Source organism: Peribacillus sp. B-H-3, assembly GCF_048572925.1.
In the GTDB taxonomy this organism is placed as follows: domain Bacteria; phylum Bacillota; class Bacilli; order Bacillales; family DSM-1321; genus Peribacillus.
On the sequence record NZ_CP183879.1, the window covers coordinates 2,103,200 to 2,115,322 of the forward strand.

Here is a 12,123-nt window from a genome sequence, read left to right on the forward strand (position 1 = left end):
CGGATTGCCTATGCTATGCCGTGAAGTGAAATTAAAGATTATCCATTAAACAGATGATGCTGCTTAATTTTTGAAAAGGGGTATGGACCAATGTTTGAAACAAAAGGATTGAATATCGCGGTTGTTGGAGCAACAGGGGCAGTCGGACAGCAAATGCTGAAAACTCTTGAAAACAGAAATCTGCCTATCAAAAACCTTACACTGCTTTCTTCAGCCCGTTCTGCCGGCACAAAGGTGCTTTTTAAGGGCATGGAGATAGAAGTTCAGGAAGCAAAGCCGGAAAGCTTTGAAGGAATCGACATTGCATTGTTCAGTGCAGGAGGAAACATCTCCAAATTGTTTGCCCCTGAAGCAGTTAAGCGCGGCGCCATCGTGATTGACAATACTAGTGCTTACAGGATGGACCAGAATGTGCCATTGGTTGTTCCTGAGGTTAATGAAGAAGATCTCAAGAACCATAATGGAATTATTGCCAATCCCAATTGTTCAACCATCCAAATGGTAGTTGCTCTTGAACCAATCAGAAAGCAGTTCGGGCTGAATAAAGTCATTGTGTCTACTTACCAGGCAGTTTCCGGTGCCGGGGCAGCAGCTATTTCTGAGCTGAAGGAGCAGTCACGAGCCATTCTTGAAGGAGAAGAGGCAAAACCTGCAATCCTTCCTGTAAAGGGAGATAAACATCATTATCAGATTGCATTCAATGTAATACCTCAGATAGATAAGTTCCAGGAAAATGGCTATACATTTGAAGAGATGAAAATGATCAATGAAACCAAAAAAATCATGCATATGCCTGATCTTCCTGTTTCAGCTACTTGCGTACGCCTTCCAGTAGAAACTGGACATTCTGAATCTGTTTATATTGAAATTGGCCAATCTGGAGCTTCTGTGCCTGATATACAGGGTCTTTTAAAAGAAGCAGACGGCATCATTCTGCAGGACGATCCAGCAAATCAGGTGTACCCGATGCCGCAAGCTGCAGTCGGGAAGAATGAAGTGTTCGTAGGCAGGATCAGGAAAGATTTGGATGAGGAGAAAGGTTTCCATTTATGGGTTGTTTCAGATAATCTATTAAAAGGAGCTGCCTGGAATTCCGTTCAAATTGCAGAAAGCTTGCTAAAGCTTGGATTAGTGGATATAAAATAAATAATGATTAGGACTGCCGGCTTTCCTTTTAGGAGAGCTGGCTTACATTTGAGGTGTTAATATGAAAATCATCGTACAGAAATTCGGCGGGACATCTGTCCGCGACGAAGAAAGCAGACTTCATGCAAAACGCCATATTGAAAAAGCTCTTGAAGAAGGGTATAAGGTCATTGTGGTTGTTTCTGCCATGGGCAGAAGCGGAGATCCTTATGCTACGGATACGCTTCTGTCTCTTGTAAAAGGCTCACATTCCCTCATTACTAAAAGAGAGCAAGATCTGCTGCTATCTGTTGGTGAAACGATTTCTTCGGTTGTATTTACTAATATGCTTCTAGAAAATGGAATAAAAGCTTCTTCTCTTACTGGAGGGCAGGCAGGTTTCAGGACAAATAATGATCACACGAATGCTAAAATCATGGAAATGAAATGCGATCGTCTGCTGAAAGAGCTTGAAGATCATGATGCTGTTGTTGTAGCAGGTTTTCAGGGTGCTGCAAAAAACGGCGACATAACGACCATTGGACGCGGAGGAAGCGATACATCTGCAGCTGCAATCGGAGCGGCTCTGGGTGCAGAATGGGTTGATATTTTTACAGATGTAGAAGGAATAATGACGGCGGATCCAAGGATCGCTGAGCATGCACGCCCACTTTCTGTAGTCACATATAATGAGGTATGCAACCTCGCGTACCAGGGTGCAAAGGTCATTCATCCCCGTGCAGTGGAAATTGCCATGGGAGCAAAGGTTCCAATAAGAATAAGGTCCACCTATACAGACGGAATAGGTACACTTGTGACCAGCATCAACAAGGACCGACGCGGAAGTGATATCCGCGAGAGGCTTGTAACGGGAATTGCACATGTTTCTAAAATTACCCAAATAAAGGTATTGGCAAAAAAAAATCAATACAATTTACAGGCAGAAGTTTTCCAGGCTATGGCCAAAGCCTCCATTAGTGTTGACTTTATCAATATATCGCCTATGGGCGTAGTTTACACCGTTTCAGAGGACATGACCGGGCATGCCATAAAAATATTGGCCGAAATGGGGCACGAGCCGATTGTGCAGGAAAATTGCGCAAAAGTATCTGTAGTCGGCGCAGGAATAAACGGTGTTCCGGGTGTTGCCTCTAAAATTGTAACGGCCTTGTCTGAAAAGGGAATCGGCATTCTGCAATCTGCAGACAGCCATACAACTATCTGGGTTTTGGTAAAGGAAAATGATTTAGTAGAAGCGGTGAATTCTCTGCATGATGCTTTCGAGCTTCATAAAGAGATTGCAGAATATAAAATTACTGATTAATTTGTGGAATTAAATATGGGGTGTATATTATGATAAATTTTGGAAGAGTCTCCACAGCAATGGTAACTCCATTTGATAAGAATGGGAACATTGATTTTAACAAGACAACAAAGCTGGTAAATTACCTGATTGAAAATGGTACAGATTCACTTGTTATTTGCGGTACAACCGGAGAATCCCCAACACTGTCATCAGAAGAAAAGATCGCTCTGCTTCGCCATGTAGCAGAAATAGCAGATAAAAGGGTGCCTGTCATCATGGGAACAGGCAGCAATAATACCTACGCTTCAATTGAATTCACTAAAAAGGCTGAGCAAAATGGCGCAGACGCTGTTATGCTTGTGGCACCATATTATAACAGGACAAATCAGGAAGGCCTGTATCAGCACTTCAAGGCCATTGCAGACAGTACTTTGCTTCCTGTCATGATTTACAATATTCCTGGAAGAGCATCTGTGAATATTGCTCCTGAAACTGTAATCAGGCTTGCTGAAATCAATAATATTGTAGCTGTAAAAGAAGCAAGCGGGGATTTAAATGCCATGACAGAAATCATCGCCGGAACAAGTGATGACTTTTCTTTATACAGCGGGGATGACGGATTGACGATACCAGTTCTTTCTATTGGAGGAGCCGGCATAGTTTCTGTAGCCTCGCATATAATCGGGAATGAAATGCAGGAGATGATCGAAGCATACTTATCCGGTAACATAAAAGAGGCAGCTGTGAAGCATCAAAAATTACAGCCTGTTATGAAGGGCTTATTTGCAGCACCGAGCCCGGCCCCTGTTAAGACTGCACTGCAGATCAAAGGCATGGATGTCGGCTCTGTCAGGCTTCCTATTCTGCCATTAACTGAGCAGGAACGGGCAGCATTGAATGCTTTAATTAAATAATCAGCAAGAAAAAACAAGCCAGTCATCTTTGATTGGCTTGTTTTATAATGGCTCTTTTCGTAAAGATTGTTGTTTTTTATGTGTTCCATTGTTAAGTCAGTTTGATTGGAGTGCAAGAGGCCGGACTCCTGCTCACCGCCCGCCCTGCGGAAGCGAGCATCCTGGAGCAGGCATCAGCCCCCTTGTTTCATAGTAACAAAGTTGACGAAAACAGCCTTTATAATAAATCCTTATAGCGGTTCAACCATAAATGGAATTATAAAATAATTCTTTCAAATCATAAGTCTTTTCTTTATACTTTTACTATACATAGTTTTCGCAACCGTCTAACGTATAGGCTGCGCCCGCCTCATCTTCTGTCATCTGATATATAGTGATTGGCATTATTCTCATTCATCTCATTCATATGAAGAATAAATATATAGTTGGCCGGGGACCCGCAGAGGAAAATGCTCAAGTAAGCGCTGTCAGGTTTAGAGGCATAAAAGTTAGGTTATAAAATACGGAATAGTAAACCATAGCTGGAATAAGTGAGTTTAAATACATTACTACATACATAAAATGCATGAATAAATGTGCCAGCAATTTAGAAAATTTTTGTCAATACTCCTTAAAAAGGTTAAGTATTGTATTGTTTTTTTTACATCATGTATAATAAATTCAATTGGATATTGAACGGCCAGATTTTTAAGGAGGATATTAGATTGGTTAAAGATAAAGATAACAACGGCATAAAGGTCATTTCCCTTGGAGGACAGGGGGAGCTTGGCAAAAATATGTATATTGTTGAAGTTAATGAGGATTTATTTCTTTTAGATTCAGGCTTGATGATCCCTGAGGAGGAAATGCTGGGGATTGATGCTGTGATACCGGATATTTCTTATGTTATGGAAAACAAAAGCAGGCTGAAAGGAATATTCATCAGTCATGGACATGAAGATCATATGGGTGCGCTCGCCTATATCCTTAAATATTTAAAGGTGCCGGTATTTGGCACGAGACTTACAATTGCCTTAGTTAAAGCTAAATTAAAGGAAGATGATTATAAAGGAAAAACAGACTTTATTGAGGTGGATTCTGATACCGTACTGAATTTTCCAGAGGCTGATATTTCCTTTTTCAGAACGAATCACAGTATTCCTGACTCAGTGGGAATCGCCATTCACACCTCTGAAGGAGCCATTGTTTATACCGGTGATTTTAAATTTGACCAAGCTGCATCAGAGCTTTACAAGCCTGAGATTGGCAAAATGGCGGCACTTGGAGAAAAAGGGGTTCTCTGCCTTCTTTCTGATAGTACAGGAGCAGAGAAACCTGGATATACACCTTCTGAGGCGATTGTTGCAAAAGATATGGCAGATGCATTTGAAAATGCCCGCGGCAGAATCATTGTTGCATGCTTTGCATCGAATGTGAATCGTATTCAGCATGTTTTTAATGCTGCTGCAAAAAGCGGAAGAAAGGTCGCAGTGGTTGGGAAGAGCCTTCATAGAGTGTATAATACTGCGCTTGATTTGGGATATTTAAAGGTAGAAGAAGATGCAATCATTCCTGTTTCAGAGCTTTCTTCCTACGAATCTAATAAAGTAGTCATTCTCTCCACGGGACATCAAGGGGAACCTATAGAGGCCCTGCAAAAAATGGCCAGGCAGTCACACAGGCAGGTGGCAATTTCTGAAGGAGACACCGTCTTAATTGCCGCTTCTCCGCTAAAAGGAGGAGAAATCAATCTTGCCAAAACGATTGATCTTCTTTACAGGGTGGGTGCAAATGTTGTTTCAAGCCGATATAAGGTTCATGTTACCGGCCATGGCAGCCAGGAAGAATTGAAAATGATGCTGAATTTGATGAAACCTAAATTCCTTATTCCTGTACATGGTGAATACCGCCATTTATATGCACATGAAAAAGTGGGCGCGGCAGCAGGCCTTGACAGGGAAAATATTATCATTGCCGATAAAGGGGATATCGTTGAAATTAATTCGGAACAAATCCGCCTTGCCGGCAAGGTTTCCGCAGGCAATATTTTAATAGATGGCAGCGGAGTCGGGGATGTAGGGAATATCGTCCTTCGTGACCGCAGATTGCTTTCACAGGATGGCACTCTGATAGTCGTCGTTACTCTCAATAAGTCTGATAAGTCAATTGCTGCAGGACCGGAAATTATTTCACGCGGATTTGTATATGTGAGGGAGTCTGAAAAACTGATGGATGAAGCTACTTCCCTCGTCAATGAAATCGTGAAGAAAACCGGAACAAAACAGCCTTTTGACTGGTCCTCACTAAAACAGGACATGAGGGATTCACTGAATTCCTTCTTATACGAAAAAACCAAAAGGCGTCCAATGATCCTGCCGATCATCATGGAAATTTGATATTACAGTAAAGTTGACCCTGATTGCACTAAATTGCAATCAGGGCTTTTTTAATGCCTGATTTACAAAGTGTTTTATTATGTGTTTTGCTGCCTTTTTGCAAAATATCATTCATTTTCCTTGGCCGGACTGCGAATGAACTCACTATTTTGAGACAATAATATGATTGTATACGCAGACGGAAGGAGTTTTGTAATGGAGAATGTACCGCAGCCAAATAAACCTGAAGAAGCCAAGAATTCTACATTAATTGAAAAAATCCAGCAGCTTGGGCAGACGAACGTGCCCCATATGTCACAGGATTCAAGCATTCATTGTTTGACGATCGTCGGACAAATCGAGGGACATATCCAGCTGCCTCCACAAAATAAAACAACTAAATATGAACATGTTATTCCTCAAATCGTAGCAATAGAACAAAATCCAAAGATTGAAGGGCTCCTGGTTATATTGAATACGGTCGGAGGGGATGTGGAGGCAGGATTGGCTATATCTGAGATGCTTGCTTCATTATCAAAGCCGACTGTATCAATCGTGCTAGGAGGCGGACATTCTATCGGGGTGCCGATAGCTGTATCCTGCGATTATTCTTTTATTGCCGAAACAGCGACAATGACAATCCATCCAATCAGACTGACTGGAATGGTCATTGGTGTGCCTGCAACCTTCGAATATCTGGATAAGATGCAGGAGAGGGTCATCAGATTTGTAACAAAGCATTCTCAAGTGAGTGAAGAACAATTTAAGGACCTTATGTTTGCAAAAGGCAATTTAACAAGAGATATCGGGACGAATGTCATCGGCCATGATGCAGTTGAATTTGGTTTGATGGATGATGTGGGCGGAATCGGCCAGGCCATGAAAAAGCTGAATGAGCTGATTGACGCCTCAAGGCCATCTTCTGAAAATGGCGATGAAGGAATTCTGCAATGACCTTATATACCATTCTGCCGCCGGAACAGGTCTTTCCGCATGCCGCGGAGGCTTTCCACAATATCCACAACTATTCGTATGAGGGCATTCCGATATTAATTGAACAGCAGAGTCCGACGAGCTTTCGTGTTCAGAGGATCATAAGCACCGATCCTGCGCATTATCTCGTTCCTGCCATTCAGCCAGGGTCTTATTTGCCTGTTTTGCAAGGGTTTAATAATTAGAAAAAAGGTCCAAGCCATGCAAATTATGATATACTGAAAGAAATAATATAAAGCAGCCGGCAAGGCTGCTTTCTTCGTTATTTATAGAGAATGCTTACGACAAATTGAACCAAGATGCCGGTATTCTTTCAATGGATATTGAATACATATTGCATGAAAAGTCAGGTGGTAAAAATGGCGAAAAAGAAAAAAAGGAAAAAGAAAAAAAGTACAGAGACATTAAAAGGCACCCTAAAATATGAATTGATAGGTTTGGCTATATTAGGTCTTACTGCGATCGCAATCGCAAAGCTCGGGGCCGTTGGAAGGAGCATTGTCTTTTTAGTAAGATTTTTTATGGGTGAGTGGTATATCCTGTTTTTGCTTGGGATGATTGCTGTCAGCCTTTATTTAATGATCAAAAGGTCAGCTCCGCTGTTTTTAAAAAGACAGCTGGTTGGAATTTACTTTATCATCTGCAGCATTCTTCTGTTAACGCATGTACATCTCTTCAGATTGCTTGCTGAAGGGGGACCGTTTAAAAAGCCAAGCGTAATTGCTAATACATGGGAGCTTTTCTGGATGGAAGTTAACGGTCAAACAAGCACCCCGCCGGATCTTGGGGGAGGAATGATCGGAGCCATCTTGTTTGCATCTTCCTATTTTCTTTTTGACCAGGCAGGTTCTACAATAGTCGCTGTAATCTTCATCATAATTGGCGTGATCCTTCTGACTGGCAAGTCTTTTGGAGAAACCCTGGGGAAATTGATCCGTTACTGTGCTGTTTTTATTACTTCACAGTGGGGAGCCTTCAGGGAAGATATGAAGACTTGGAATCAGGAAAAAAAGGAAAATAAGAAGCAGGAACAGCAGGAAAAACAAACGAAGAAAGAAAAAAAATCAGAAAATAATCCTTTGCCTGAAGTCAATCTTCCAGAAGTAGAAGAAGAAGAGGTACTGCCTTCCCGGAGACTCATTTCTAACTTTGCAGAAAAAGCTTACGGGGAAGGAACAGAGCCTGCTGAAAAGGACGCTGCTTCTTTAGCAGATGCAGCAAATCAAGAAAATGCAGGCCCTTCAGGAAAAGACGGGAAATCTGAAAGTTACGATATCGTTCCAGCCATTAATTTTACGGAAGTTGAAAATAAAAAATATAATCTTCCAGCACTTTCACTTTTAAATCATCCGAAAAAAACGGATCAAAGCGGTGAATATCAGCTAATTCATGATAATGCGGCAAAACTTGAAAGCACTTTTAAAAGTTTCGGGGTAAAAGCGAAGGTGACACAGGTTCATTTAGGGCCGGCTGTTACCAAATATGAAGTGCATCCAGACGTCGGTGTCAAGGTAAGCAAAATCGTCAGCTTATCGGATGACCTTGCGCTTGCACTTGCTGCAAAGGATATCCGTATCGAAGCACCGATTCCAGGCAAGTCTGCAATTGGCATTGAGGTGCCAAATTCTGAGATTGCTATGGTATCTTTAAGGGAAGTGCTTGAATCAAAAGAAAACAATAAACCTGATGCAAAGCTGCAGATAGGACTGGGCAGGAATATTTCTGGAGAAGCGGTCATGGCAGAGCTGAACAAGATGCCCCACTTGCTTGTTGCAGGTTCAACAGGAAGCGGTAAATCAGTCTGCATCAATGGAATTATAACGAGCATTTTAATGAGGGCTAAGCCTCATGAAGTGAAAATGATGATGATCGATCCCAAAATGGTAGAGCTTAATGTATATAATGGCATACCGCATTTATTGGCTCCTGTTGTCACTGATCCCAAAAAAGCATCACAGGCTCTTAAAAAAGTCGTAAGTGAAATGGAACGCCGCTATGAACTGTTTTCACATACAGGAACGCGTAATATCGAGGGTTATAATGAATATGTAGTCAGACAGAATAGCGAGGAAGATGCACAGCAGCCCCTTCTGCCGTATATAGTCGTGATTGTTGATGAACTTGCTGATTTAATGATGGTTGCATCTTCTGATGTGGAAGATGCTATTACACGGCTAGCCCAGATGGCACGGGCAGCAGGGATCCATCTGATCATCGCTACCCAGCGCCCTTCAGTCGATGTTATCACAGGAATCATCAAAGCGAATATTCCTTCAAGAATTGCATTCAGTGTTTCTTCCATGACAGATTCCAGGACAATTCTGGATATGGGAGGAGCTGAAAAGCTCCTTGGAAGAGGAGATATGCTGTTTTTGCCAGTCGGCGAGTCAAAGCCAGTTCGTGTTCAAGGTGCATTTTTATCGGATCATGAAGTTGAGGATGTAGTGAATTACGTCATTTCACAGCAAAAAGCACAGTACAATGAAGAAATGATTCCTGATGATATTCCTGAAACAGCAACTGGCGAGGCGGAAGATGCTCTTTACGATGAAGCAGTCAGCCTGATTGTAGAGATGCAGACAGCTTCTGTATCTATGCTTCAGCGGAGGTTCAGGATTGGTTATACCCGTGCTGCAAGACTGATTGATGAAATGGAAGCCAGAGGGATTGTCGGGCCGTATGAAGGCTCAAAGCCCCGTACTGTATTGGCACCAAGAGAGACGGGAAATGAAGCTCATTTATCATAACAAAAAAACCCTAAAAACAGCAGATCGTATATCTGCTGTTTTTAGGGTTTTTCATGACCTAATCGCTAAGAACAGAAGTATTTATGAGAGGTGTTCTTTACAGAAGTTTTCTAGCAATTTCACTTCTTCCTCTTCTAAATCAAAGTCCAAAAGCTCTTCCGATTCCTTTTCATGAATATCATACTTCAGGATTCCTTCACGGGTTTCTTCGATGGTATATAATACCCTGATATATAAGCCCTTTTCGCTATAAAGCTCATCATCCTCAGGAACCTCAATATCAAGGAAAAACTCATAGCGCTGTCCTGTAAGGATACCAAAAGGATCGATCAGGGGCTCGGAAGTATAGGAAATAATTGTTAGCATATAAACATCCTCTCACTTGATTAAGTTGTAAGCATGGACCATAAGACCTGCTTTATTATAAAACAAACCCATGGTACGAAAAAAATACTTTATAAATAATAGCATACACAAGTACAAAACGAAAGCACCATATCCAGCGGAAGTGTAGATATGTCAAGGTTTTTAAAGGTGTTTTCAAATTATGGGCTTCACAATTAACTGATTATTTCGCCTATACTATTTTTTTTGATTAATTTCAAATCTCTATTTATTTATATTTGAAAAAATGTTATAGTAATTTTCGATTAGTAGGAATGATTGAACATCAGATGTCTGATGTCTTAAGAATTATAGTTGGAGGAACCTGCATGTCTATCAAGTCAGATAATCGGCATTTGTATTTGCAAGTCATTGACCGGCTTAAACAAGACATAGAAGATGGAATTTATAAAGAAAAAGAAAAATTGCCTTCTGAATTTGATCTTGCCAAAGAGCTGGGAGTAAGCAGGGCTACTTTGCGTGAGGCGCTGCGCATTCTCGAAGAAGAGAATGTCATAATACGCCGCCACGGAGTTGGAACCTTTGTTAATGCACAGCCGATGTTTTCATCTGGCATAGAACAGCTTAACAGTGTAACAAACATGATTAAACAAGCAGGCATGAAGCCTGGGACTATTTTCTTAAGTTCTATCACACAAAGTCCGGCAGAAGAAGATTTACGGCGCTTTTCATGTTCACCAGAAGATTCTATCGTTTTAATAGAAAGGGTAAGGACTGCAAACGGCGAACCGGTTGTTTATTGCATTGATAAGATACCGGAAAGCATATTGCCGGAAGCTTTTTCACACCAGGACGAATCGCTCTTTGATATCCTGGAACAGGAAGCAAGCCGGAAAATATCACATGCAGTCGCAAAAATTGAGCCTATAGGCTATCACGAGAAGATTTCACCAATTCTTGAATGCGACCCTGAAGCAGCATTGCTTGTATTAAAACAAATGCATTATGATGAAAATGAAGAGCCGATTCTTTATTCCGTAAACTACTTTAAGGCGGATATGTTCAGTTTTCATGTTCTCAGGAAAAGAATATAATTTTTGAAGAGACTTGAAAACGCCAACAGATTTTAAATTCAGAACATTTCTACTAAATCAACTATCATTCCGTAGGGGGTACAAACCTTGAAAAAGCGTAAAATGGGCTTAGCACTATCATTGGTACTGGCTGCTGGTACACTGTTAGGTGCATGCGGCAAAAGCGATGACAATTCAAGCAAAAACGGTGATTCCAAGAAAGACAACTTTACTGTGGCTATGGTAACGGATACCGGTGGCGTGGATGATAAGTCCTTTAACCAATCCGCTTGGGAAGGTCTTCAGGCATTCGGCAAAGACAACAACCTGCAAAAAGGTACAAGCGGTTTTGATTATGCGCAATCAAAATCAGATGCGGATTACACTACAAACCTTAATACCCTTGTCCGCAATAAGTTTGATTTGATTTTCGGAATTGGCTATAAGCTGGCTCCAGACGTAACAAAGATTGCTGATCAGCGCAAGGATTCCAAATTTGCAATCGTTGACTCTGTTGTAAATAAACCAAATGTTGCGAGCATCACTTTTAAAGAGCAAGAAGGTTCATTCCTTGCGGGTGTAGTTGCAGCCAAATCGACTAAAACAAAGAAAATCGGTTTTATTGGCGGAGTAGACGGCGAACTAATCAACAAGTTTGAGGTTGGTTTCATTGCCGGTGTTAAATCTGTTGACAAGAGCATTGATGTTAAAGTGCAATATGCAGGAGATTTCGCTAAGCCTGATGTGGGCAAAACAATTGCAACAAGCATGTACACTTCTGGAATAGATATCATTTATCATGCTGCTGGCGGAACTGGCACTGGAGTATTCACTGCTGCTAAAGAACTTAAGAAAAAAGATCCATCCAAAGATGTTTGGGTAATCGGTGTAGACCGTGACCAAACAGAAGAAGGCAAGCTGACAGCTGACGGCAAAGACTACAACGTTACATTAACTTCAATGGTTAAGCGTGTTGATATTGCTGTTCAAGATCTTGCCAAGAAATCTAAAGATGGTCAATTCCCTGGCGGAAAAGTCATCGAATATGGATTGAACGAAAATGCAATCAGTGTCCCTGATTCCAACATCTCTCCTGAAGCTAAGACAGCTTTGGATGAGTGGACTAAGAAAGTTAAAGCAGGAAGTGTGAAGATTCCTGCAACACGCGCAGAATTAAAATCAATGGGTTATTAATTTTCATGGAAGGAATAAATAAGCTGAAAAGCCTTTTATTCCTTCTTCTTAACTGTAAAACCAGAAAATTCA

Annotated in this window: 10 protein-coding genes; 9 read left to right on the forward strand and 1 reads right to left on the reverse strand. The window is 41.3% G+C overall.

Going from position 1 to position 12,123, the window contains the following annotated elements:
* Positions 1-90 precede the first annotated feature (90 nt).
* The 7 genes from asd to ACN6MY_RS10440 all read left to right on the forward strand — a co-directional run bounded on the left by asd (position 91) and on the right by ACN6MY_RS10440 (position 9,439).
* Positions 91-1,146 carry an aspartate-semialdehyde dehydrogenase gene (gene asd / locus ACN6MY_RS10410; RefSeq protein ID WP_419883866.1) on the forward strand — a complete coding sequence of 352 codons (1,056 nt, stop codon included), beginning with the start codon at positions 91-93 and terminating at the stop codon, positions 1,144-1,146.
* A 61-nt stretch (positions 1,147-1,207) separates the two neighbouring features.
* The gene (dapG, locus tag ACN6MY_RS10415; RefSeq protein WP_419883867.1) at positions 1,208-2,449 is read left to right on the forward strand and encodes an aspartate kinase; all 1,242 of its coding nucleotides are present in this window, start codon (positions 1,208-1,210) and stop codon (positions 2,447-2,449) included.
* A gap of 29 nt (positions 2,450-2,478) precedes the next feature.
* Complete coding sequence (gene dapA / locus ACN6MY_RS10420) at positions 2,479-3,345, forward strand: 4-hydroxy-tetrahydrodipicolinate synthase (protein ID WP_419883868.1); 867 nt, start codon at positions 2,479-2,481, stop codon at positions 3,343-3,345.
* A 647-nt stretch (positions 3,346-3,992) separates the two neighbouring features.
* Positions 3,993-5,720, forward strand: coding sequence for a ribonuclease J (locus ACN6MY_RS10425; protein ID WP_419884133.1), 1,728 nt, complete (start codon positions 3,993-3,995; stop codon positions 5,718-5,720).
* Between the two features lie 195 nt (positions 5,721-5,915).
* Positions 5,916-6,653, forward strand: coding sequence for a ClpP family protease (locus ACN6MY_RS10430; RefSeq protein WP_419883869.1), 738 nt, complete (start codon positions 5,916-5,918; stop codon positions 6,651-6,653).
* Positions 6,650-6,877, forward strand: coding sequence for a YlzJ-like family protein (locus ACN6MY_RS10435; protein WP_419883870.1), 228 nt, complete (start codon positions 6,650-6,652; stop codon positions 6,875-6,877). Before ACN6MY_RS10430 ends, ACN6MY_RS10435 begins: the two co-directional genes overlap by 4 nt.
* Positions 6,878-7,051: 174 nt before the next feature.
* The gene (locus ACN6MY_RS10440; protein WP_419883871.1) at positions 7,052-9,439 is read left to right on the forward strand and encodes a DNA translocase FtsK; all 2,388 of its coding nucleotides are present in this window, start codon (positions 7,052-7,054) and stop codon (positions 9,437-9,439) included.
* Positions 9,440-9,520: 81 nt separating this feature from the next.
* Here the strand turns inward: ACN6MY_RS10440 and ACN6MY_RS10445 are convergent, their stop codons facing one another.
* Entirely contained in the window at positions 9,521-9,805 is a 285-nt protein-coding gene (locus tag ACN6MY_RS10445) for a DUF6509 family protein (RefSeq protein ID WP_071350706.1), read from the reverse strand.
* Positions 9,806-10,152: 347 nt separating this feature from the next.
* On the opposite strand from ACN6MY_RS10445, the gene ACN6MY_RS10450 reads away from it, so the two are divergent.
* Together ACN6MY_RS10450 and ACN6MY_RS10455 are read left to right on the forward strand one after the other, a co-directional pair.
* Entirely contained in the window at positions 10,153-10,878 is a 726-nt protein-coding gene (locus ACN6MY_RS10450) for a GntR family transcriptional regulator (protein ID WP_419883872.1), read from the forward strand.
* An 87-nt stretch (positions 10,879-10,965) separates the two neighbouring features.
* Positions 10,966-12,051, forward strand: coding sequence for a BMP family lipoprotein (locus tag ACN6MY_RS10455; RefSeq protein ID WP_419883873.1), 1,086 nt, complete (start codon positions 10,966-10,968; stop codon positions 12,049-12,051).
* The last annotated feature ends 72 nt before the right edge of the window (positions 12,052-12,123 follow it).